The 23,278-nt window shown below is 41.4% G+C and carries 25 protein-coding genes; 11 read left to right on the top strand and 14 right to left on the bottom strand.

Going from position 1 to position 23,278, the window contains the following annotated elements:
• Positions 1 to 183 precede the first annotated feature (183 nt).
• The gene (locus G3T18_RS20660; protein ID WP_224412483.1) at positions 184 to 936 is read right to left on the bottom strand and encodes a response regulator transcription factor; all 753 of its coding nucleotides are present in this window, start codon (positions 934 to 936) and stop codon (positions 184 to 186) included.
• A gap of 173 nt (positions 937 to 1,109) precedes the next feature.
• Between G3T18_RS20660 and G3T18_RS20655 the strand changes: the two genes are divergently transcribed.
• Together G3T18_RS20655 and G3T18_RS20650 are read left to right on the top strand one after the other, a co-directional pair.
• Positions 1,110 to 1,856, top strand: coding sequence for a creatininase family protein (locus tag G3T18_RS20655; RefSeq protein WP_224412482.1), 747 nt, complete (start codon positions 1,110 to 1,112; stop codon positions 1,854 to 1,856).
• 34 nt (positions 1,857 to 1,890) lie between these two features.
• Positions 1,891 to 2,574 (top strand): Uma2 family endonuclease, encoded by a 684-nt coding sequence (locus G3T18_RS20650; RefSeq protein WP_224412481.1) that lies wholly within the window; start codon positions 1,891 to 1,893, stop codon positions 2,572 to 2,574.
• A 29-nt stretch (positions 2,575 to 2,603) separates the two neighbouring features.
• Here the strand turns inward: G3T18_RS20650 and radA are convergent, their stop codons facing one another.
• Positions 2,604 to 4,151: a DNA repair protein RadA gene (radA, locus tag G3T18_RS20645; RefSeq protein ID WP_224412480.1), complete on the bottom strand. Its 1,548-nt coding sequence runs from the start codon at positions 4,149 to 4,151 to the stop codon at positions 2,604 to 2,606.
• Between the two features lie 236 nt (positions 4,152 to 4,387).
• On the opposite strand from radA, the gene rpaB reads away from it, so the two are divergent.
• The 3 genes from rpaB (at position 4,388) to G3T18_RS20630 (ending at position 6,654) form a co-directional block, all read left to right on the top strand.
• Positions 4,388 to 5,113: a response regulator transcription factor RpaB gene (rpaB, locus tag G3T18_RS20640; protein WP_224412479.1), complete on the top strand. Its 726-nt coding sequence runs from the start codon at positions 4,388 to 4,390 to the stop codon at positions 5,111 to 5,113.
• 350 nt (positions 5,114 to 5,463) lie between these two features.
• A complete protein-coding gene (locus tag G3T18_RS20635; protein ID WP_224412478.1) occupies positions 5,464 to 6,114 on the top strand; it encodes a cofactor assembly of complex C subunit B in 651 nt (216 codons plus the stop codon).
• Positions 6,115 to 6,654, top strand: a complete 540-nt coding sequence (locus tag G3T18_RS20630; RefSeq protein ID WP_224412477.1) for a DUF456 domain-containing protein — start codon at positions 6,115 to 6,117, stop codon at positions 6,652 to 6,654.
• A gap of 179 nt (positions 6,655 to 6,833) precedes the next feature.
• Here G3T18_RS20630 and G3T18_RS20625 read toward each other — a convergent pair whose 3' ends face one another.
• The 4 genes from G3T18_RS20625 to rfbB form a co-directional block, all read right to left on the bottom strand.
• Positions 6,834 to 7,229 carry a type II toxin-antitoxin system VapC family toxin gene (locus G3T18_RS20625; protein WP_224412476.1) on the bottom strand — a complete coding sequence of 132 codons (396 nt, stop codon included), beginning with the start codon at positions 7,227 to 7,229 and terminating at the stop codon, positions 6,834 to 6,836.
• A gap of 7 nt (positions 7,230 to 7,236) precedes the next feature.
• Positions 7,237 to 7,491 (bottom strand): hypothetical protein, encoded by a 255-nt coding sequence (locus G3T18_RS20620; protein WP_224412475.1) that lies wholly within the window; start codon positions 7,489 to 7,491, stop codon positions 7,237 to 7,239.
• Between the two features lie 40 nt (positions 7,492 to 7,531).
• Positions 7,532 to 8,224, bottom strand: a complete 693-nt coding sequence (locus G3T18_RS20615) for an ankyrin repeat domain-containing protein (RefSeq protein ID WP_224412474.1) — start codon at positions 8,222 to 8,224, stop codon at positions 7,532 to 7,534.
• A gap of 115 nt (positions 8,225 to 8,339) precedes the next feature.
• Positions 8,340 to 9,416 carry a dTDP-glucose 4,6-dehydratase gene (gene rfbB / locus G3T18_RS20610; RefSeq protein ID WP_224412473.1) on the bottom strand — a complete coding sequence of 359 codons (1,077 nt, stop codon included), beginning with the start codon at positions 9,414 to 9,416 and terminating at the stop codon, positions 8,340 to 8,342.
• A gap of 129 nt (positions 9,417 to 9,545) precedes the next feature.
• Between rfbB and G3T18_RS20605 the strand changes: the two genes are divergently transcribed.
• Positions 9,546 to 10,418 carry a shikimate dehydrogenase gene (locus G3T18_RS20605; protein ID WP_224412472.1) on the top strand — a complete coding sequence of 291 codons (873 nt, stop codon included), beginning with the start codon at positions 9,546 to 9,548 and terminating at the stop codon, positions 10,416 to 10,418.
• 249 nt (positions 10,419 to 10,667) lie between these two features.
• On the opposite strand, the gene G3T18_RS20600 is transcribed toward G3T18_RS20605, so the two are convergent.
• Positions 10,668 to 11,294, bottom strand: coding sequence for a hypothetical protein (locus G3T18_RS20600; protein WP_224412471.1), 627 nt, complete (start codon positions 11,292 to 11,294; stop codon positions 10,668 to 10,670).
• 149 nt (positions 11,295 to 11,443) lie between these two features.
• Here G3T18_RS20600 and G3T18_RS20595 point away from each other — a divergent pair, with 149 nt between their 5' ends.
• On the top strand, positions 11,444 to 11,881 hold the full coding sequence (locus G3T18_RS20595) for a hypothetical protein (protein WP_224412470.1): 438 nt from the start codon (positions 11,444 to 11,446) through the stop codon (positions 11,879 to 11,881).
• Positions 11,882 to 12,063: 182 nt separating this feature from the next.
• Here the strand turns inward: G3T18_RS20595 and G3T18_RS20590 are convergent, their stop codons facing one another.
• The 6 genes from G3T18_RS20590 to G3T18_RS20565 all read right to left on the bottom strand — a co-directional run bounded on the left by G3T18_RS20590 (position 12,064) and on the right by G3T18_RS20565 (position 16,783).
• Positions 12,064 to 12,324 (bottom strand): YggT family protein, encoded by a 261-nt coding sequence (locus G3T18_RS20590; RefSeq protein WP_224412469.1) that lies wholly within the window; start codon positions 12,322 to 12,324, stop codon positions 12,064 to 12,066.
• Positions 12,325 to 12,456: 132 nt separating this feature from the next.
• Complete coding sequence (locus tag G3T18_RS20585) at positions 12,457 to 12,759, bottom strand: hypothetical protein (RefSeq protein WP_224412468.1); 303 nt, start codon at positions 12,757 to 12,759, stop codon at positions 12,457 to 12,459.
• A gap of 69 nt (positions 12,760 to 12,828) precedes the next feature.
• Positions 12,829 to 13,479, bottom strand: coding sequence for a uracil phosphoribosyltransferase (upp, locus tag G3T18_RS20580; protein WP_224412467.1), 651 nt, complete (start codon positions 13,477 to 13,479; stop codon positions 12,829 to 12,831).
• Between the two features lie 161 nt (positions 13,480 to 13,640).
• Positions 13,641 to 14,792: an S-layer homology domain-containing protein gene (locus G3T18_RS20575; protein ID WP_224412466.1), complete on the bottom strand. Its 1,152-nt coding sequence runs from the start codon at positions 14,790 to 14,792 to the stop codon at positions 13,641 to 13,643.
• A 71-nt stretch (positions 14,793 to 14,863) separates the two neighbouring features.
• The gene (locus tag G3T18_RS20570) at positions 14,864 to 15,442 is read right to left on the bottom strand and encodes a (2Fe-2S) ferredoxin domain-containing protein (protein WP_224412465.1); all 579 of its coding nucleotides are present in this window, start codon (positions 15,440 to 15,442) and stop codon (positions 14,864 to 14,866) included.
• A 213-nt stretch (positions 15,443 to 15,655) separates the two neighbouring features.
• A complete protein-coding gene (locus tag G3T18_RS20565) occupies positions 15,656 to 16,783 on the bottom strand; it encodes a HetZ-related protein 2 (RefSeq protein ID WP_224412464.1) in 1,128 nt (375 codons plus the stop codon).
• 446 nt (positions 16,784 to 17,229) lie between these two features.
• On the opposite strand from G3T18_RS20565, the gene G3T18_RS20560 reads away from it, so the two are divergent.
• The 3 genes from G3T18_RS20560 to G3T18_RS20550 all read left to right on the top strand — a co-directional run bounded on the left by G3T18_RS20560 (position 17,230) and on the right by G3T18_RS20550 (position 21,147).
• Positions 17,230 to 19,443 carry a hybrid sensor histidine kinase/response regulator gene (locus G3T18_RS20560; protein ID WP_224412463.1) on the top strand — a complete coding sequence of 738 codons (2,214 nt, stop codon included), beginning with the start codon at positions 17,230 to 17,232 and terminating at the stop codon, positions 19,441 to 19,443.
• A 187-nt stretch (positions 19,444 to 19,630) separates the two neighbouring features.
• Positions 19,631 to 20,785: a response regulator gene (locus G3T18_RS20555; RefSeq protein ID WP_224412462.1), complete on the top strand. Its 1,155-nt coding sequence runs from the start codon at positions 19,631 to 19,633 to the stop codon at positions 20,783 to 20,785.
• A gap of 173 nt (positions 20,786 to 20,958) precedes the next feature.
• On the top strand, positions 20,959 to 21,147 hold the full coding sequence (locus G3T18_RS20550; protein WP_224412461.1) for a CsbD family protein: 189 nt from the start codon (positions 20,959 to 20,961) through the stop codon (positions 21,145 to 21,147).
• 57 nt (positions 21,148 to 21,204) lie between these two features.
• Here G3T18_RS20550 and crtH read toward each other — a convergent pair whose 3' ends face one another.
• On the bottom strand, positions 21,205 to 22,710 hold the full coding sequence (gene crtH / locus G3T18_RS20545; RefSeq protein ID WP_224412460.1) for a carotenoid isomerase: 1,506 nt from the start codon (positions 22,708 to 22,710) through the stop codon (positions 21,205 to 21,207).
• A 379-nt stretch (positions 22,711 to 23,089) separates the two neighbouring features.
• On the opposite strand from crtH, the gene G3T18_RS20540 reads away from it, so the two are divergent.
• Positions 23,090 to 23,278 (top strand): hypothetical protein (locus tag G3T18_RS20540; protein WP_224412459.1); only part of this gene is annotated, 189 nt, incomplete at its 3' end.

Here is a 23,278-nt window from a genome sequence, read left to right as displayed (position 1 = left end):
CCAATAACTAAGTTGCATTTCCACATACTAAAGTGGTTCAAGCAGCAACACTACACGAGTTACATTTTTTCAGTAAGTCGAATAGATTTTGGTGCTTTTGTTTGTCAGAAAAGTTGGCGATCGCTAGTAGGGCGATTCTCACTTCTTTTCGGTTGATTGTTTGACGAGCCGCGATCGCTTAAATCAGCCGAATCTGTAGCCAAAACCACGGATGGTAATAATATATTCTGGCTGAGAAGGATCTTTTTCTAGTTTCTCCCGCAGCCAACGAATATGAACGTCTACAGTTTTGGTATCTCCTAAGAAGTCTGCTTCCCAAACTTGGGTAATTAATTGATCCCGCGACCAAACTCGGCGCGGATAACTCATAAATAACTCTAATATCCGGAATTCTTTCGGAGATAGATTGACCTCTTCGCCTCGCACTGTCACTCTACATTCTTGAGGAAAAAGAGCAATTTCCCGATATTGCAAAACGGGCATTTGATTCATCGTATTATAGCGATGACGGCGCAATAATGCTCGACAACGAGCTACTAATTCTCTAGTGCTGAAAGGCTTCGTGATATAGTCGTCGGCACCAACTTCTAATCCGAGAACGCGATCGGTTTCGCTGGCTTTGGCACTTAAAATTAAAATCGGGATAATTTGACCCTTATAGCGCAAAAGACGGCAAATGTCAAGCCCATTAACTTGAGGTAGCATCAAATCGAGAACAATCAGGTCAAAAGTAACTCCTCCGCTACTAGATTCGTTATTCTGAATTAAATTCAGGGCTGTTTGTCCATCAGTGGCGGTAAGAACCTCATAACCTTCTTCTTCTAAGGCTAAAACCACCATTTCTCGAATTAAATCTTCATCCTCCACCACCAGAATTCGGTTTGTTTGTACAAATTCAGTGTTAGTGGGACTCTGTGGTATGTCGAGAGATAGCATAAAATGTACTTTTTTAACTGTTCCTACCAAACATATACACTAAAACGCTTCTTTCTGACGGTGTAATTTTATTTAAGGATTGGGTACCCTTGGATTGGGAGACTTGGGAGACTTGAAAGAGGGGGAGGATAAACTGGTAAATGCACCGTACGCGATAACTGATAACTGAACAAATGCAATTACATTTAACTACATGGCAAGAAGTAGAAACTTACCTAGAGCAATCATCCGGTATAATTTTGCCGATCGGTTCTACCGAACAACACGGTCCGACTGGTTTAATTGGGACTGATACTATTTGTGCGGAAGCGATCGCGCGGGGCGTAGGTGAGGCGACTAATTCTTTGGTTGCACCGACAATTAACGTGGGGATGGCGCTACACCATACGGCTTTTCCAGGTACAATCAGCCTACGTCCTAGTACGATGATAGCGACAATTAAAGATTATCTGACTTGTTTAGCAAAAGCTGGCTTTAAAAAGTTCTATTTTATTAATGGTCATGGCGGTAATATTGCGACACTGAAAGCCGCTTTTTCCGAGACTTATTATTACTTAAGCGAAATTAATCTTCCTCACGCAGAACAAGTTCAATGTAAGATTGGAAACTGGTTTATGTGTCCGTCGGTGTATAAATTAGCCAAGAAATTATACGGCAATCAAGAAGGTTCTCACGCGACACCGAGTGAAGTAGCATTAACTCAATATGTTTATCCAGAGTTTATCAAACAAGCACCTTTGAGCGAAAAAGTTGCTTCTGGATATCCGATTTACAGTGCAAGTAATTTTCGTTCTCGCTATCCTGATGGCAGAATGGGCTCGAATCCTGCTTTAGCTACACCCGAACATGGTCAACAGTTTTATGAGTTGGCGGTAAAAGATTTAAGTAATTCTTATTTAGAATTTATCAATGCTGAGTAAGAGTTAAAATTACTAACTTGAGGTGAGAAATGCTATGGATTTCGTCAATCAACTTCAGAAAAAGCAAGAAACTTTTATTCCGCCTTTGGAAAATGGATCTCGTTTGACTCGCGCTGAATTTGAACGTCGCTATCAAGCAATGCCGGAGGTAAAAAAGGCAGAATTAATCGAAGGTAAAGTATATATGCCGTCGCCATTACGTTTTAATAGTCATGCGAATCCTCATTTCTTACTCATCACTTGGTTAGGAGTTTATGTTGCTGCAACTCCAGGGGTTAAAGGTGGCGATAATGCGACAGTACGCCTCGATTTGGACAACGAACCGCAGCCAGATGCGTTATTAAGAATTGAATCAGGTCAGTCTCAGATTAGCGATGATGATTATGTGGAGAATGCGCCCGAATTAATTGCGGAGATAGCTGCTAGTTCTGCTAGTTACGATTTGCACGAAAAATTAATTGTTTATCGTCGTAATCGAGTGCAAGAGTATCTGGTGTGGAGAGTTTACGATCGCGCTTTCGATTGGTATCAACTTGAACAAGAAGAGTATATCAAGCTGGAACCGGATACTTCTGGAGTCATCCGCAGCAAAGTTTTCCCTGGTTTGTGGCTGCAAGTTCCAGCTTTGTTAGCAGGAGATTTAGCTACTGTTTTAAATCTCGCACAACAAGGTTTAGCTAGTTCCGAACACGCTGCTTTCGTGAAAAATTTAATGTAGAGACGCTGGTTGCAACGTCTCGACAAATGTTAGGAACTCAAATCACTTTCTTCTTCGCTGAAACCGTCATCTTGCAACCAGTCGTTAGGTACGCCACCGTAACTGGGTTGTGGGGGAATAGCTGCAACGATCGCTTCGATGACTTTGGCGACGGGTATAATTTCAATACCGAGGTCGTCGGGAAGACTTTGTCCTTTAGGAACGATCGCGCGTTTGAAGCCGAGTTTAGCAGCTTCTTTGAGGCGCAATTCCATTTGCGAGACAAGGCGAATTTGTCCACCTAAGCCAACTTCGCCGATTAAGACGGTACGCCGATCGACAATGCGATCTCGAAATGAGGCGACTGTGGCGATCGCTATTCCTAAGTCTGCGGCTGGCTCTTCGACTCCTAAACCGCCTGCTGAGGCGACGTAAGCGTCTAATTTAGATAAGGGTATACCGACTCGTTTTTCTAGGACTGCTAAAATTTGCTGTAAGCGATTATAATCTACGCCTGTGGTGGAACGTCGGGGTGAAGAGTAGCTGGTAGGACTGACTAAAGCTTGCAATTCGACGACAATGGGACGGGTTCCTTCGCAAGCAACTACTGTAGCTGTACCGGGAGAGGGATCTTCGCGGTTGCCGAGAAATAATTCTGAGGGGTTTTCCACTTCTTTTAAACCGCGATCGATCATTTCAAAGATGCCGATTTCATGGGTTGCACCGAAACGGTTTTTCACCGATCGCAGTAAACGATGAGATGCGTAGCGATCGCCCTCGAAGTATAATACCGTATCCACCAAATGTTCGAGAACGCGCGGTCCGGCGATCGCTCCTTCTTTCGTTACGTGACCGACAATTAATAAAGTGATATTCTCTCGTTTAGCTACTTGCATCAAGGCGGATGTACATTCTCGTACCTGGGCTACCGAACCTGGGGCTGAGGTAAGTGAGGCAAAATAAAGCGTTTGGATACTATCTATTACCGCTACTTGGGGTTTGAGAGACTCTAACTCGCGGAGGATTTCTTCTAAATCCGTTTCTGGGAGGATGTAAAGGTTAGGATCTTTAGCTGTTTCCGGTGGAGATTTGCCGTTACTTGTAGTTGTCTCTGCCGTTACAATCGGTGAAACAGTTACACCTAAACGAGTTGCGCGTAATTTTACCTGCTGTCCTGACTCTTCTGCACAAACATAGAGGATTCGCGGTAAAAGTTTAGCTATTTGATTGGCGACTTGCAGCATTAAAGTAGATTTACCAATTCCGGGATCGCCGCCAATTAGTACCAATGAACCAGGAACTATTCCCCCTCCCAGTACCCTGTCTAATTCTCCATAACCAGAGTTAAATCTGGTTTGCACGTCGTCAGCAATTTGGGAAAATTTTAAGGAGATCCTCGGTTGTGGTGGTTGGTTCGATGTTCTTATTTGTCGTTTCTGAGATTGCCATCCACCTCGATTAACTACGCTAGATACACCTGGTTGTGTTGTTTGTTCTTGTAAACTATCCCAAGCTCCGCAACTAGGACATTTACCGAACCACTGGGGAGATTCTGCACCACAACTACCACAAATATAGATAGTTTTTTGTTTAGCCATTTTTAATTTTCTTTAAAAAAGATTAAGTATTTTTTCAAATCATAGAGATATTGAAATTTTTTTCATGTTTTGATAACTCTTAACAATTAAAGAAACCTTAAAAAAAATGAGATTTCAAGGGTCTAGAGCCGATGGTTGTCTAATGTACAGGGGAACAGGATATTCTAGAAACATAAGCAGATAACAACTTAACTTAATAATTAGCAATCGACGGTAAAAAAGGAGAGTTGAGTAAGTTGGATAATCATAAAGAAAAAATTTTGGTAGTTGATGACGAAGCTAGCATTCGGAGAATTCTCGAAACGCGCTTGTCAATGATTGGTTATGATGTTGTTACGGCGGCTGATGGAGAAGAAGCGATCGAAACTTTTCGTAGCTCTACTCCAGATTTGGTAGTCTTGGATGTAATGATGCCAAAACTAGATGGTTATGGTGTGTGTCAGGAATTACGCAAGGAATCTGATGTTCCCATCATCATGTTAACGGCTTTGGGCGATGTTGCCGATCGCATTACGGGTTTGGAGTTAGGGGCTGATGACTATGTGGTTAAACCTTTCTCCCCGAAGGAGTTAGAAGCGAGAATTCGTTCGGTGTTGCGACGGGTAGAAAAAAATGGCGCACCGGGAATTCCTAGTTCTGGCGTTATTCACGTCGGAAATATTAAAATCGATACTAACAAGCGGCAAGTTTACAAAGGTGATGAGCGTATTCGCTTGACTGGTATGGAGTTTAGCTTGTTGGAGTTGTTGGTGAGTCGTTCGGGAGAACCTTTTTCGCGATCGGAAATTTTACAGGAGGTTTGGGGTTATACTCCGGAACGTCACGTTGATACTCGCGTGGTTGATGTTCATATCTCGCGTTTACGAGCAAAATTAGAGGACGATCCGAGTAATCCTGAGTTAATTCTCACTGCTAGAGGTACTGGCTATCTGTTTCAGCGTATTTTAGAAGGAGATGATTAGTGTCGCTGGAAGTTAGTTTGAGCGATATTTTATCATCAAGTGAGCAAGAGGCTTTCCCACTAGCTAACTAGCGAGCAAGATGCTCGATCATTGGCTAACTAGCGAGTAAGATGCTCGATTATTGGCTAACTAGCGAGTAAGATGCTCGATTATTGGCTAACTAGCGAGCAAGATGCTCGCACTACAACCACGCTTCGCGAACGCACTACAAAATTATTTATGGAGGATCTGTAACAATTTTTTGTGTAGGGTGAGCGTCTCGCTCACTCTGAGAAAAGGTGTAAGTCTCATAGGTGTTATTGTCGTTTCAATGGCTCATGTTCTACCACCTACCCTCAATTTAACAAATAATGGCGAAATCAGACCCCAATCGAATACTGCGACTGTTACCTTTGTTTGCTGGTGGGTTAGGTGGAAGTTTACTCTTAATTAATCGGTTGACAAATATTGAAGTTAGTGCTAGCCAATCTCGCTCGGATGCTCTAGGGGTGATTTTGGCGGCGGTACTAATTTTGGTAGGCTTAATTTGGCAGGAGATTCAGCCGCGAGACCCAGATCGGGTAGACTTGATCGGAGAGGAAGGTTTTGAATTGGTTGAGGATTTACCAGATGCGGTGAAAACTGAGTTAGCATGGGCTTCGCATTTGCTGTTGACGAATACAGTGACGCGATCGCTAATCGTTTATTATCGAGGTCGGGTTTTGCTCCGTCGTGGTATTTTAGCTAAAAAGCGCGAAGTTAAGCCTGGAGCTATTTTACAGCGCGTGTTGGCTCGGCAAAAGCCTGTGTATCTAGTTGATTTGAAGGTTTATCCAGGACGAATTGAGTTTGATTATTTACCTAATAACACACAAGGGGTAATTTGTCAACCCCTAAACAATCGAGGTGCAATAATTTTAGCAGCAAATGCGCCTCGCAGCTATACCAAGCAAGATGAAAACTGGATTGAGGGAATAGCCGATAAAATAGCAGATACATTGAATACTGCGATGGAAAAATAGATGGCTTTAGTAGTACTTTACTGGGTGTTGGTAATCGTGATGCTAGTTGGGGTTGTGGGTGCAGTTGTTCCCGCTTTACCTGGCTCTAGTTTAATTGCAGTAGCGATTTTGGTTTGGGCGATCGTTACAAATTTTCAAGGTGTCGGTTGGGCGTTAGGCGTGGCGATCGCGGTATTATTATTAAGTGTGCTGATTGACTTTCTCGCGAGTTACTTGGGTGCAAAACGCGCAGGTGCAAGTAAGTGGGGACAAATTGGTGCGATCGTTGGTTTATTGTTAGGATTTTTTGGATTATTACCAGCTTTACCTATTGGTGGACCCTTATTAGGAATTTTTCTTGGTCCCTTGTTAGGAGCATTTATCGGTGAATTCTTGTATCGTCGTGAGTTAGAATTTGATGCGAGAACTAGACAAGCTTTCAGGGCTGGAATCGGTGTCGTAGTTAGTTCGTTAATTGGTAATCTAATTCAAGGAGTATTAGCACTAGCTGCGGTGGTAGTTTTCTTGTGGACTACTTTTCCACCCGTACAAACATTTTAAGCTTAGATAGGGGTGACGCGATCGCTGTGGGTGCAAAATTTTACCTCTGGTAATCAAAATCGCTTCAGAGAAACAAACAGTAACTACAATTATCTAGTAGTAAATTGTCTCTTGCTGCGGAATTTTAGGTAAGGTTTCGCAAAGACGAGTCTTCCCAATTTACAGCGCTTATTCAGATTTTAATCCCAAATAGTGGCGACGATCTCGCTATTTAGCAAAACTTCATCTCTAGTAATTAAAGTCGCTTCATAGAAACAAGCAGTAGCAGCGATTATCTTATCATGAATATCCCAACTCTGCGGAAGCGTAGTCATAACTTGAAAAACTGCTAAATCAAACGTAGCTACCGAAAAACCATCTCCTCGAACAATTCTTTCTAACACTTCCTCAATAGTTAATTCCAGCTTTTTCTTCCGAATAATATTAGTAATTTCTGCTAAAACTATTGTAGGAATAAACACTCGCACTTCTCCGACTTGAGCTTGTCTAATAATTTGTCTACCAAGTACAGATAATTTTTTATTGCGAGTTAAAAACCATAGCCACGTATGACTATCTACTACATAATTTTCCACCTTTATTTTACTCCTCTTTTGAAGAAGCTCCTAAGAAAAGTTCTCGTTTAGCCTCTTCTATCTCTTCATCAGAAAATTCAACCCCAGCCCACAAACCTTCTAATTGTGTTGGACGAGGTTTTTCCATACCCAAATCAATTGCAATTTCCCGTTTAAGTTGTTCCAATTCATTTTGAATTGCTTCAATTCGTCTAACGATAGAAGCGTCCATTTTCTTTAGTCCTCCAACTGCGATCGCAAATACCTTCTCATTATAACCCATCTAAAAATTGAATATTAAATAAATTTAGACAAAAGTATTTTTATGAGTATTTAGATAAAACTTCAACTATTGCACGATTCCCAAATTTTTCCGCTTTCATCAAAGCATTTTCATTATAACTATCTCTTATATTTGGGTTTGCACCAAATTTTAATAACAGATTTATAATCTCTAGAGAGCCAGTTTTCGCAGCATAGATTAAAGGTGTTCCACCTGTATCTTCCTCCGGCAAATTGGGATTTGCACCAGCTTCGAGTAAAAGTTTTGCTATTTGAGTTTCTTTTTCCTGAACAGCTATTATTAAAGGAGTAAAACCTTTTTCATTCCACACTCCTTTTGTATGAATATTAATATCTATTTTAAGAGAAATTAAAGCGTTAACAGCTTCTATATTACCATCTGAGATTGCAATAAATAAAGTAGTTTCTTTAAATTCTTGTTCGGTTAATGGAGCAAGATAATTCAGGATATCCCAGTGTTTATTGTTAGCTGCTTCTGTAAAAGAAGAACTTCCATAAGCGTCGTATTTGTTAACATCTGCACCTACATCAACTAAAAATTTTACAATCTTGAAATGACCATAAGTTGCTGCTTGCATAAGAGGTGTTGCTCCCTCTTCAAGTTGTTGTTCGAGAAGTTCTGTTTTCGCAGTAATAATTTTTTGTACTTTTTCTAAATCATTATTTTCTATCGAATTGAAAAGCTCATTAATTATTTCATTAATGTTAGTCATATTACTTTATTTTCAATTTGCTATAAAAGTAGTTTAAATCAACTTAGCAATCTTTTTGGCGACTACTCGAAACGAGTTTTCCTCCGGAGTATGCGACTTTGCGAGAAACAAAAAATCACTGATAAACTTGACGATAATAAGCTTGATATTCCTCAGAAAGTAAAGGTTCCCACCAGTCACGGTTATGTAAATACCAAATAACAGTTTGACGCAACCCTTCTGCAACCGTTACCGAAGGAGTCCAACCTAATTCTTCTCGAATTTTACTAGCATTAATAGCATAACGTTTGTCATGTCCGGGACGATCTTTGACAAAAGTTATTAACTCACTAGCTGGAGAAACTGGTAAATTAGGTGCTAATTCATCCATAAGCTGACAAAGCATTTTTACCAAGTCGATATTTTTGACTTCATTGTTACCACCGATGTTATAAGTTTCTCCTGGTTTTCCTTTGTGAATAACTGTATCTAATGCGCGACAATGATCGATAACATAAAGCCAATCTCGAATATTTTGTCCGTCACCGTAGACGGGTAAAGGTTTACCAAGTAGGATGTTGATACACATCAACGGAATGAGTTTTTCTGGGAAATGATACGAGCCGTAATTATTAGAGCAATTGGTGATAATTGTCGGTAAATTATAAGTGTGGTAATATGCTCGAACGAGATGATCGCTACCTGCTTTGGAAGCTGAATAAGGACTATTTGGTGCGTAGGGTGTAGTTTCGGTAAATGCAGGATCTTCTGGTGCTAAACTTCCATAAACTTCATCGGTAGAAACGTGCAAAAATAGTTTCTGAGAAGAATCTTGTTTGTGGTGACGAAATGCTTCTAGTAAAGTAAAAGTACCGATAACATTAGTTTGGATAAAAGCGTCGGGTGCTAAGATTGAGCGGTCTACATGAGATTCGGCAGCAAAATGAGCTATAGTGTTAATATTTTCGGTTACGAGAAGGTTATCAATTAAAATGCGATCGCGGATATCTCCCTTAATAAAACGAAAGTTTTCTCTTCCTTGCAAGTCGGCTAAATTGTTAAGATTACCAGCATAGGTAAGCGCATCCAGAACAACTACTTTATCGTCAGGATAATTATCGCACCAATAGTGAACAAAGTTAGAACCGATAAATCCTGCTCCTCCGGTGACTAATAAGTTACGGATTGTGGTATTTGTTGAGGTTTTTGACATAAAGGTAGGTTTTGTTTTTAGAATTAAAGTAGCGCTAAAGTTCTCCCTACGAACTCAAGCAATACTCAACCATTCACTACAAACTAAAGTAACGCTCAAGCGCTCACTACGCAGGGGACGAGAAAGATTATGCAATTTATCAAAGGTACAACAAAATTATTTGGTGTGATTGGCAATCCGGTCAAGCATTCTCTTTCTCCAATTATGCACAATACCGCGATCGCGCATCTTGCTGTGGATTATGTCTATCTCGCTTTTCCCGTATCAGGTGAATCTCTGGGAATGGCGATCGCGGGTTTTGAAGCGATCGATTTGATAGGCTTTAATGTTACTATTCCCCACAAGCAAGCAATCTTACCATTTCTCGCGGAAGTTTCACCCATAGCTCAAACTGTGGGTGCAGTAAATACGGTTTGGCGCACGGAAAATGGTTGGTATGGTACAAATACTGATATAGCTGGATTTATTGCACCTCTGAAGAGTTTAAACCGAGATTGGCAACAAGTGAGTCCAACTATTTTAGGTAATGGGGGTGCAGCGCGAGCAGTCGTAGCAGGTTGCGCGGAATTGGGCTGTCCCGAAATTAAGGTCGTAGGGCGCAATCAACAAAGATTAGATTATTTTAAACAAAGCTGGGGCGATTCAGGGCTACAAGCGAAAATTAAAGCTTATACATGGGACGAATTACCAGGGCTGGTATCGGAAACAGAGTTATTAGTGAACACAACGCCAGTAGGAATGTATCCCCATATTGAAAAGTCGCCAGTAGATGCAAAATTAATGGAAAAATTGCCACCGAACGCGATCGCCTATGACTTAATTTACACTCCCAAGCCAACCAAGTTCCTTCAATTAGCCGCTCAACAAGGTGCAGTGTCTATCGATGGACTGGAAATGTTAGTTCAACAAGGAGCCGCAGCTTTAGAAATTTGGCTTCAGCAACCAGCCCCAGTCGAGGTGATGCGTCAATCTCTGCTCGACTATTTGGGTTTTGGTTATTAATTGGGGACTGGTGATTGGGGACTGGGGACTGGGTTCAGTTAGCAGTGAACAGTTATCAGTTATCAGTGATTAGGGAACAGTTAACAGTTATCAGTTTATCCTCCCCCTCCCCCTTGTCCCCCTTGTCTTCCTTGTCCTCCCCCTTGTCCCCCTTGTCCCCCCCCTCTTCCTTGTCCTCCCCCTCTTCCTTGTCTCCCTTGTCTCCCCCCTCTTCCCAATCCCCAATCCCTAATCCCTAATCCCCAATCCCTACCTCAGCCAACGCCAATTAGTTGCATTCCATTGATCGATACCTTGAATTTCAAACTCTGCACCATTATCGAAGCGGATAGCGCAGTTAGTATAAGTACAATCATTATCTGCAACTTGAGAAACTCCAATCACGTTACAAGGAAACCACTCGCGCTGACAAGGACCTTCATCTTGTACCCATTCCCAAAGACCATTTGAAACTTCGATGCGATCGCCAACTTTTAATTTTAAGCCTTCGCGAAAGTTTTCTCGCTCGAAATACTTAGCTAAATGTACGGTTTTGACACGGTTTAGCCACTCAGTACCATAGCGATCGCGAATAAATTGTACCGAACCAGAGTCGCGATCGTGCAGCCAATCGTTAAGTAAAGTAATTTTCCAGGGACGATTTGCTTCCTCTTGCCTTTGGACAAATTCTAACAAGGCGAGGCGTTCTTCTGGGGTTAATTCGTCTAAAGGATTTGCCCCGACATCCTCTACCACTCGCTCCCCAACATTATCGCTCAGTTCTTGGAGTACAATTTGTAACAAGATTTGCTTTTGTTGGTCTGTTAGAGGACTAAACGCAATCTCGCAGCTTCTAAACGCTGCTTGTAAGGCGGCTTCTATGTCAGCTTGATTCATAAACTCGAACGAGGAAGCAAACTACTTTCCCAATTAGCGATCGGTATCTATATCCACTATTTAAGCGCAGTTGGCTAGCTTGTAAGTCCAGCAATTCGAGTTAAGCTGAGAAGCGTAATTATTAGTGAATCATTAGTCAAGGTTGGTTTATGCGACGTTTTCAAGTCTTGGTTGTAGTTATTCTTTCCTGTGTATTTTGGGTTGCTGGTTGTTTAATCACACCTCCTGCTTCCGCTTTAACCCAAATTCAACTATCAGATCTTTCTTACCGCGAATGTCCTGCGGAAATTGGACAGGGAGTCGTCAGTAGCGGTGGTGGTAGCCGATTTTCTAAATGTTATCTCGTTACTGGTAAAGCCAATAATAAATCTGGTAACACAGTTTATGATGCTGATGTTTTCGGTCGGATCTATGATGCGAATAACAATCCTGTGATGCAAAACCGTAGTCGCGTTGGTTCGATCGCGGAAATTCCTCCTGGTGTCAGTGATTTTCAGATTAGAATTACTGTCTCTGCTAATCAATCCCCACCTTTAAAACTTAAACAATTCAAGGCTTCTGGTTTTTCTAGTCCCGTACGCTGGTAGCGATCGCGCGTCTCAAGTATCTGCATTTACCAGTTACTAAATTTTCTTGACATTTAATGTTAAATGTGGTATTTAATTAGACACTCACAAATATTTCCACGAAATTAGCCCTCACTTGATTAGGAAATTAGTGAGGGCTAATTTTCGTGAAGAATTACTCAATCTTCGCATTGTCTTCGATTCTACACACTGATTAGCAGCGAAGATAAAATTTGCAGGCATAAAATCGCTAAAATCGGCGATATATCCAGCGCTCCGCCAAGAGGAGGAATAAAAGAGCGGAAAATGTTTAAATAAGGATCGGTAACGGGACTTAACACCGCCGCAATTTGATTAGCCCAATTCATTGTTTGAAACCAAGTCAGCAAAATCCTGACAATCAAGAGGATCGTATAAAGTTGGATAAAGTTTGCCAAACTTGTAGTTAAAAGTTCTGTAGCCATGATTGAATGAAAATATTCCTAAGCAACGTCTTAATTTTACATTTTTTGACTAACGAAAAAAGGTGGGTGTAGTTCGGTTTCCCCATCTAACCCGAATCTCAAGATTTGGTAGCCTATTCAGAGCCGACTTAATTAAATGCTTTCTTCAGTTTCGGTTTTTTCAACATTACCATTAACTGCACCGAGTTGTTCGCGCACGTCATCAATAGCCAAATTTAACTGAGCAATTTTCTTTTCCAGTTTGCGACGCGCAAATTCGATACTTTCCTCTGTAGTTCCCTTTTCATTCGTTTTTGTCTTGAGCAAAGATCCCTCTTCATCTGCTTTTGAATTACCTCTTCGAGAAGTTAGTAGCGCCCCGATCGCGCCACCAATAATCCCACCGAAGATTGCTCCGGTAATAAATCCGCCCGTAAAACCATCGCGCTGACTCATCGTTAGATATCCTCTGTCAATTTTTTATCTATAGGTAACTTTTTTCCAGCATAACGGCTAACTGAACAGCTAGGTTCCAAAGGCGCGATCGCCAGCATCTCCTAACCCCGGTACAATGTAACCTCGATTATTTAAACCTTCGTCGATTATTGCTGTATAAACGTTTAAACTTGGGTAATTCTGACTTAATTGTTGCAAAGCTTGAGGCGCAGCGACAACAGCCACGATTCTCATCAATCCTGGATTTGCACCACGAGTTGTGACTTCGTCCATTGTTCTCATAATCGAGCCACCTGTCGCCAACATCGGATCTAAAATCATCACTCGCGTTTCTGGGTCAAACTTTGACGGTAACTTATTTAAATAACAGTTCGCTTCGAGAGTTTCCTCATCCCGTACTAATCCCAAATGATAAATTGAAGCTAAAGGTAACAAAGTCTGCGCCCCATCTAACAAAGCTAATCCCGCCCGCAAAATTGGTACGATCGCCATCGGTACTTCTGGATTAACTAACGTCGCTGGACAAGCTGCAAGCGGTGTCTCCACTGTCGTTTCCTCTGTCGGTAGCCAATTGCGACAAGCTTCATAAGTTAACCAGCGCCCTAACTCTGTCATTGCGCTTTTAAATAATACCGGGGGCGTACTTGCATCGCGGGCTATCCCTAACCAATGTTTGATTAATGGGTGTTCCGGGACGTAAACTCGCAGTTGTAAAGTCATCTTTCACTTTCGGAAGTTATTTAACCTGAAATATCATACTTCGTTTTGGCGATCGGCGATTGGAGATTGGAGAGACGTACCGTTGAGGCTTTTTCTCCATTCACACTCGTGTAAATAACCTACACCTGTCAGTGTCTCCCCCTCTTGCTTGTCCCTAATCTCTAATCTTGAGAATTAATCTGTCTTGCTTTACCTTGACTCACTAAAGATTTATAAATTAGAGCAGCTACTTCAGCACGAGTGGCAGGTCGATTTGGTTCTAATTGTTGCGGATTAGGATAATTTACAACTATACCTGCTTCAGTGGTGGCTGCTAATTTTTCCCTAGCATAATCGGGAATCTGAGTGGCATCTTGATAAACTTGAAGTACATTATTGGGGTCGCCAGTGGGTGTTAAATTTAGTCCGCTTGCTAAGGCTACGAGAACGTGAAGTTTAGAGATATCTTCGTTGGGTAAAAAACGATTTCCTGGATATCCGCTTAAAAATCCGTTTGTTTGAGAAATTCCTTGCTGTTGAAGACGAGATAAAACCTCTGCATCGACATCTTCAAAATTGGACTCTTTCAAAATCGGTTGATTCTCAAAAGCATTTTCTAAGATAAAGGCGAATTCTTGCCTGGTAATGGGGCGATTGGGTTGAAAAGACTCTGCGGAGACTCCACTAATAATACCGCGATCGGCAAGTTCTTCAATGTAGGGATATGCCCAGTAATCGGGGGAAACGTCTTCAAAACGTGGTTCGGTAACGGTTTCTGCTTCTGGTTCTGAGGATAATTCAGGTGAGGGTGTAGTAAGTTGAGGTTCTTCTACAGTTGTTTGTTCTGGGTCAACGGTTTCTACGGCTGGAGTTACAGTACCGGGTGCTATTGGGGGATCTGTCTCTAAAGTTGTTGTTTCGGGGGTGAGAGTATCCTTAGATAGTTCTTCTGCTTCGGTACTTGTGGCGGGTTTTACCAATATAGGAGTAGTTTGAGTTTCTGCGGATTTAATGACAGTTTGCTGCTGTTGTGGTGATTTTACCGCAGATTCGTCAGTTGTTGTACGTTGGGAGGATGCGCGATCGCCTATTTCTCTTTCTCCTGCTTTTTCCGTTGGGGAAAAAATTGCTAAGGGATTTTCCCTGACTGTAAAAATTGGTTGAGAAGTAGTTTCTCCAGTAGCTAAACCACTTAAAAAATTCCAGGCTCTACCTTTAGGAACTAGCGAAACTACTAAAATTGTGCCGATAGTACCAAGTGCAATAAATATGGCAATCCATTCGTCAAAACTAATGCTAGAGCGGCGCGGATCTGGTGGAGGATAATTATTCATACCGACAACAGTAAAATAGGTTATTTCATACTTTTATCCCTATTTAACCAGATTTAAGTAGAGTGAAACGATTATCGTCCCGTAAAATGTTTTGCTAACAACTGCGGTACTTGTTGAGGCTCAACCTTAATATAACGAGATTTATCAGGCATGAAGACGACGCAAGGACCTTTTTTGCATTGTTTCATACATCCGGTACCTTTAATTTTTACTTGCTCTTCTAAGCCTGTTTCTGCTAAATATTCGTTAACTGCTTGACAAATTTCACCCGATCCTTTTTTCCGACAAGATGATTTTTGGCAAACCATAATACAATCTTTGCCTTTTTTGGGAGAAGCAACCCTTACTTGCTCTGTAGTTGGCTCGGTAGGTTGTTTTTTTGCGGGAGTTGTAGGTTTGAGGCGATTGGCTTTCAGTTTGATTTTACCGCTTTTCGGTTTGAGGGTTTTTTCCCCAGATATTTCTACCCAATCTCCTGGTATTAACAATTCTCTGACATTACGCCGAATTTTTTTGGCAAGTTTAATTTTACACTCGCCTTCTGGAGTGGAAAGACGGAGGCGTTTTGGTTTCTGTTTGTAGTCGCCGACGAAACTAACAAATCTTCCTTCCAGGGTAAAGTCTGTAATTACTTTTTTTAATTTACTCACGCTCAAAACCTACTTTTTGCAAAAACAGCGAAACACTAGCAAATGCTATCAATTAGCATTTATTTTATTTTCATTTTGGAATAGTTGAATATAATTGTCAATAGTTCGCAAGTAAGAATCCAGAGGCGGAAGTAAGTTAGGCTCTGAATAGGCTCTGAACGTAGATTGGTACTAGGTATGACTCTGTTGAGGCACCCGTCAAATCCCTTAAACCTAACTGCGTAAAGATTGGGCTGTCAAGTAAAGTTTGCTCCATTCGCTCATAACTTGATGAACTTTCCAATCTAAATCGGCAGCGATCGCTTCGATGCTTTCACCAGCTTTCAACATTTCGATAATTTTCTGCTGTAAAGGAGTTAACTGTTGATAAAAGTTTTCCCACTGAGGAAGGGTTAATCCTAAATTATGTTCTTGTAAAGAAATTTCCAACCAGTTAGCGACTAACTCAGGTTTAGTTTTCAGAGCAAAAACGCGTATGGCATGATAGCTAACTTTTTCCCGGAGACGATAAACTTGTTTGACGGGCAGATCCAGTCTTTTGGCGATCGCGTCTTGAGAAAGCCCTTGAAGATAAAGTTTTAACCAACGTACCGCGACAACACCGACATTTTCGCCTAAATAATCCTCAAATTGCTTTTGCACCATCATGCGGAGAATTTGTTGCTCTTCCCAATCTTGTGCATCCTGGTAGTCAGCAAGAGCCTGGTTATCAAGTAAACTGACTGGAGAGTCTAAATCATCGACAGTTAACTCTTCTGAAATCAAGCGTACCATTTCACCTTGGGGAACTTGAGTCATCCCGCCACGCTGAGAACGGCGCAAATAATTAACAAAGCGATAAACTAAAAGAGGTTGATTGCGAATTGGGCGCAGACAGTATTCTTCGACAGTAGTTAGGAGTAAACTATCTCGTAAGCGACTATTATCCGTACATTGAGCGATCCAAGCTATTTGCTGCTGAATGTAGCGATCGCTATTTAACATTTCCTGAATTACTTCTTGGATTACGTCTGCTACTGCTCTTTGGCGATCTCTGCTCAGTGCTACCCAGGTTTTAATTTTATTACGCAGTACAATTAGAGAACCCAAACGAGTTATTAAATTACGGTATGCTTGTGTCGGTCCTAATTTGAGGTAGCGCTGGAGCAAAATCCGGTAGCGATAGTCCATCGCTTGTTTGGCGATCGCCAATTGGTTAGTTGAAAGCCCTTCAAAACGCTCAGAATCTTCTCCTAATAACCACTTGACTATACTTTCCTGCTCTTCCCCACTCAAACGCGGACATTCTTTCGCGATCCGGTCGCGCCAGAGCGATTCGATCTTTAACCCTGTCTTGGTCATGGGATTACGCTCCTTTAAATCCTGCTTCACAATTTCCCTCATCTGCTACCTTTTTGCTATGGCGACTTTCTTTTCTGACGGTTACTTTTTCATTCGATTCTAATCTAACTATGGATCTCAAAGTTTTGTGTGATTAAACACACGAGCGCAATGGTCTATCCTCTATTTGACTTCAGACATCCCCCAAAATATAAATTTAAATTGCTGTTTGCCAATGTCAGAGATCGCCAAAGTTCCCTGATGTGCTTCCTTTCTCATTTTGTTGGGCATTTTGTCAAATTATTCATCAAGCTAGACGTTTTTTTATATAGGGCGGTAACTAATTTGAGCCAGTAAAAAGATCGCCTTAAGGGGTGAATATTAGTTATTCTAGCTATCAAGAGAGCGACTTTAGTATTCCTTAGCAAAGAAAAATTTTTAAGAGCAATTTAACCTTCTAAGAGATTATGTCCCTAGAACCAATCGAATTGCGCTTAGAGCGCGTTCAACAAGAACAAGAACTAATTTTAAATCAGATTGATAATGCGATCGCTCTTTTTAATAATCAGGATCGCCTAATTTTATTCAATCGCAAACTAACCGAAATTTGGAATTTACCTCCCGAAAAACTCGCGCAAAAACCTGATTGTCAAGAAGTCTTAGCCGCCGTTATTCACCAAGGTTATTTATCAGCTAGTGAATGCGAAAAACTGCGTTTGGCGATCGCGCAAACAGATCGCCAAAAAGTTAATTTTCTGCTCCAACAAAATAACGGCATCTATCTAGAGGTAGAAATTACTGTTACAGACAAACAAAGCAAACTACTAAATCTACGAGATGTAACCAATCATTGGCGATCGCCAACTAATGTGGATACGGAAATTGAGCGACTCAAATTTTTACTAGGCTTGACAGAAAGACTGCAACCTGCTACAGAATTACGAGAAATCGGTCAATTCGCCCTCTCTTACCTAATTGACAATATGGGAGCAGCTTTTGGGGATGTAAAAGTAATAATTGGTGAAGGAGAAGAACGCCAAGCCGGAATCCTCACCAACAAAATTAGCTCTGAATTCATTGCTACCTATGGCGAAATAGCAATTAAAGAGATGCAAGATGTCCTCAACAAAGGTATCCCCTATGGTCAAGGTTTACTATGGTCAGTAATTGAAACAGGAAAACCTTTATTTGTCAAAGACTATCAGCAGCATCCTCAAGCAGTTCCCAGTTTTTGCCATCCGGGAATCGGTCAACTAGGTATTTTCCCTATCCCTGGTGCTTCTGGAGAGATAATCGGAGTTTTGACCTTAGAATCTCGCTCTGGGATCGGACTCGAAGACGCGCCCCAACAAGATATGCTCTTAGCCGCTTGTCGCACTCTCGGCGTAGCAATCGAACGCGCTCAAGATCGAGAAAAAATGCGTCAAGCCAACGAAAACTTGGAAAGAGCATCTCAGCTTAAATCGGAATTTCTCGCTTCGATGTCTCACGAACTACGCACCCCGTTGAATAGTATCATTGGTTTTGCCGATTTATTACAACGCCAATTTGGCGGCAAATTAACTTCTCGCCAAATTAATCACGTTCGCGCGATCGAAAAAAGCGGTCAGCATTTGCTCCAACTGATTAACGATATTCTCGACTTATCTAAAATTGAAGCTGGCAAAACTCAACTCGAACTAGAGTCAGTTTCGATTCAAAGTTTATGCAATCAATGTTTGAGAATGATTCAGCCTCGTGCTGAAAAAAAGCGACTGACACTTTCTCTAGAAATAGATTATCGCTTAGACCGAGCCGTTCTCGATTTACGTCGCGTCAGCCAAATTTTAATTAACCTACTTTCCAACGCTGTCAAATTTACACCCGAAGGAGGCAAAATTAAACTTGGCGGTAGACTCGCTTACGGAACCGAACTTTTAGAAGAAAAGCGACCAGACCGCAGTCCAGTTAACCTCAGTACACCTTACCTCTGCTTAGAAGTAGTTGATACTGGTATTGGCATTCCTAAAGATAAACAACATTTGCTTTTTCAACCCTTCCAACAAGTTGATTCTTCTCTAACTCGCCGCCATGAAGGTACAGGTTTAGGTTTAGCCTTGACGAAGCGTTTAGCCGAACTCCACGGCGGTACAGTCTCCTTAGAATCTCAGGAGAATGAAGGTAGTACGTTTCGGGTTTGGTTGCCGATGACAGAAATGCGCGAAAATTATACTCTCAATTTAGAACCAGAAACTAAGCCTAGTAGTGCTTCGATTCTTGCACCTAAACCTCAAGATGAAAATAGTAAACGCATCTTAGTTGTTGAAGATCAACCTTATAACCAAGCACTAATTTCGGAAGTTTTAGAACTAGAAGGTTATGTTCCAGAAATTATTTATGAAGGGCGTACAATGATGGATTTGATCCATTCTCCTTTAGTTACTCCCCAAGTTCTTCCCGATTTAATTTTGATGGATATTCAACTACCGGATCTAGATGGCTTCCAACTAATTCATCAGCTTAAAAACCATCAATATTGGCGCAAAATACCTGTAATCGCAGTTACGGCAATGGCAATGCCTGGAGACAAAGATCGCTGTTTGCAAGCTGGTGCTGATGATTATATCAGTAAGCCGATCGATATCGAGCAATTGCTGCAAAGTATTGGCTTGTTGTTGAATTCGGCAGAAGTCTCTGACTGAAAACTTAATTTTGTAGTCCAAAGTTTAATTGGGTGCATCTGGTTGAATAACTTGTGAGTAAAAAGCGATCGATCTATCCGGGTAATTAGTTATAAAATTTAAGGATAATTTACATCTTTGTCCGGTCAAAAAGAGATAGCTTGGTGCTAATACTCAAAAAATCACAAGAAGAATTAATGCCCTAATTATGTTAAAAAATCAACCTTGTATTTTGCTTGTAGATGATGATTCATCAAATTTATTATTACTTGAAGAGTTAATGGCCGCAGCCGGCTATAAAACTGTTTCCGCCGCATCAGGAAAAGAAGCTTTAGAAATTGTCGCCAAGTCAACGCCCGATCTGATTTTACTAGATATAATGATGCCAGGAATGGATGGGTTTGAGGTTTGCTCGAAACTCCGTGAAAATCCTCAATTACAAGCGGTACCAATTGTTTTTTTGACAGCTTTAGATGATGAAAATAATCGGTTACGTGGTTTAGAAACTATGGGTGATGATTATATCACAAAACCGATTAATTCTCAGTTTTTATTAACAAAAATAAAAAATATTTTTCGGTTGCAGGAGATGCGAAATCGGCAGGCTTTTGCAGTAGCAAAGCAGGAAAGCGAGCGAGAATTAGAAATAGCAAGACGAGTTAATCAAGAGTTAGCAGAAAAGTTTCGCCGCTTTGTACCGGAAAAGTATTTAGCTCGGATCGCGCCGTTAGGAGTAAACTCGATTCAGGTTGGTAATGCGACTGAAGCAGAAGTAACAATTTTGTTTTGTGATATTCGCGAGTTTACAGCGATCGCCGAATCTCAACCGGCAACAACGACTTATCAATGGCTGAATGAATTTTTTACTCGGATGAGCGAAGCGATCGCCACTGAAAATGGTTTTGTTGATAAATTCCTCGGCGATGCAATTATGGCAGTTTTTGATCGCCATGAGCAACATCCCCGCGATGCTTTGAATGCGGCAATGAAAATGGTACAAAGCTTAGAATCGTTTAATCAACAGCTAGATCGATATAACCTTGATTTGCAGATTAAAGTTGGTATTGGCATTCATACGGGTAAAGGTATTATTGGTACTGTAGGCAGCCGCGATCGCATGGACTCGACAATTATTGGCGATGTTGTCAACACCGCAGCCCGTCTTGAAGAATTGACAAAAACTTACAAATGTGCTATAGTTACCAGCGCCGTAACGATCGCCCAACTACCCCCAGGGGAACTAATTTGCTGTCGCTTTCTCGACAAAGTAAAACCACGCGGGAAACAAGAAGAAATCGAGATTTATGAAGTGGTTGAGTGTAGTAGTGCGCCTAGGGCGATCGCCGAACCGCAAAGTATTTAACTAAAGTAGCGATCGTTCTCCTCAATCTGGCTTTTTCTTTCTCTAGCTCAACCAATCAAAAGGATTGCCAAATACACTAACTCCTCTATTAATTATTACCTAAGAAGGATGACTTTCGCTTTATTTTCTACTCATAATTAGTTATCTAAAAGTTAATCAGCAAGGAGAAAGCAATGAGCATTGAAGATCGCGCCGAAGCAGTGGCTAAAAACGTCGAAGGTAAAGTGCAAGAGGCAGTAGGTGAAGTTACTGGCGACCCAATGGATAAAGCAGAAGGTCAAGCAAAACAAGAACAAGCCGAAGCTATGCACGCAAAAGAAGACCTTAAAGATAAGGCAAAAGAAATTGTTGACAAAGCCTAGATTTCTTAAACAATATTGCTAAGTAGAGACGTTGTCTGCAACATCTCTACTTAATTTTTAAAGTCCTAAATCTACTGCAACTCGATGGGCGCAAGCAAATCCAGAAAAAGCCACCGCATTCAAACCTTGACCGGGAAAAGTGCTATCCCCGACACAATAAAGTCCAGATATTGCAGTACGATTAAAAGGCATTCTTAATAAACCAGGTAACTTGCGGCGGGGAATTGGTCCATAAGTGCCATCCTCACGACCTAAAAAACGTCGATGAGTGCGTGGAGTGCCTATTTCTTGATAATCTAAACCTGCTTCTAGATCGGGAAAAATCACCTCTAATCGCTTAATTAAATTAGCTGCGGCTAGTTCTTTCTTATTTTGATATTCTTTGCTGTTTAAGCCTTGCCAATCATCAATCCAGCTAGGCGTAAATGTATGAATAATATGATATCCTTCCGGTGCTAAACTAGGGTCGAGTAATGTCGGAATCGAAACAAAAATTGTTCCTTCTGACTCTGCCATTCTGTCCCATTCTGCTAACAAAATGTGATGACATTCTGTACCTGGAGGCAAAACTTCTGCTTTCACACCTAAATGTAAACTTAAGAAACTTGGCGATTTTTGATAGCGCTTAGTCCATTTTTTCTCTGCATGAGGCATTTTTTCGGGAGGTAATAATTTCTCAAAAGTATCCCAGCGTGTAGCATTAGAGATAATTCGTTTAGCTCGATATTCTTTGCCGTTTGCTAATTTTACACCTACCGCTTTACCTTTTTCTAAAATAATTTTTGTTACTCTAGCTTGGTATTGAATTTCGCCGCCTGCTTTTTCTAATCCTTCAACTAATTTTTGGGCGATTTTTCCTACACCACCTTGAGGATAGTTTATCCCACCATAATGTCGGTCGGAAAATACCATTCCCGCATTAATCATTGGCGTTTTTTCGGCGGGAACTACTGACCAACAATAACATTCCATATCGATAAATTTAAGCAATTGTGGGTCTTTGATGTAGCGACGCGCAATGTCACCTACATTTTGTGGTAAATATTTTACTAATCCTAAACAAGCAAAAGGATGCTGGAAAAATACTCGCGTCAGATAGCGCGGTTCTTCTAAAGATAGCAATTCCATTACATTTAAACAGTTAAAAACTTTCCAGCATTCGTCATAAAATCGACGTATTCCTTCTTCTTCGTGGGGAAAGTAAGCTGTTAGTTCTTGTAAAAACTTTTCATAATTTTTGTGAACTTTTGGTTCTAAATTATCGGGAAGGTGGTAATGAATTTGCACTGGGTCGGGAATTGTTTCTAAACTGACATCCACTGCGTCGAGAGCGCGGGTAAGCAGGTTGGTGGTTCCCTGAGTACCAAAACCGAAAATCATTGAGGCTCCTACGTCAAAACGATAGCCTTCTCGCTCGAAGTAGCCAGCACTACCACCGGGGATGAGATAGCGCTCTAGCACTAGGACTTTTGCCTTTTTTGCTGCTAGCTGGGTGGCTGTGACTAAACCGCCAATTCCTGAACCGATGACGATCGCGTCATAAGATGGTGTAATTCCGCTCATAAATTTCAGCAAACTGAAAGAATGCACTGGAATTACAGTTTACCGCCTTTCCTCAAAAAAAAAGAGGGACTGAGCCGTGATTGCCTGTCAGTCCCGCCTGCCAATCCTTAACGAGAGGAGAACACTATAAATAATATAAGCTTGTTGATAATTGATGTCAACTATTTTGAGAAAATTTTTCAATAAATGGGGGACTGGTGACTGGTGAGGAGGTGATTAGGGATTGGGAAATTGGGACTTAATGTCATTCAATCGGTAGGGGCAAGTGGTTGCCGGCAAAGGGGTAGGCACGGGAGCGCTACCCCTACAGATGTGGTTGCCGAGTTGAAAACCCAGTCCCCAATCATCAAGGGACTTATCGCCTTCGGTCTGCTCACACTTGGCAATAAGCAGCGTCAGAGTTTGGCATCATACCCGTTTGCTTGACCCCCAACGTGCCAAACGTTTGTGGGAGCGCGATCGCTGTGGGATGGCGATCGTTGGTGGCGAAGCGGAAAATCAATCCCCTCCCCCTTGTTTTGAACGACTTCCCTGCGATCGCCGCGTTTTTTCACGACGACCTCTTTAT

The organism is Oscillatoria salina IIICB1 (assembly GCF_020144665.1).
GTDB lineage: Bacteria > Cyanobacteriota > Cyanobacteriia > Cyanobacteriales > SIO1D9 > IIICB1.
The sequence above is the reverse complement of the archived record's forward strand: the minus strand, read 5'-3'. Positions and strand labels throughout refer to the sequence as shown.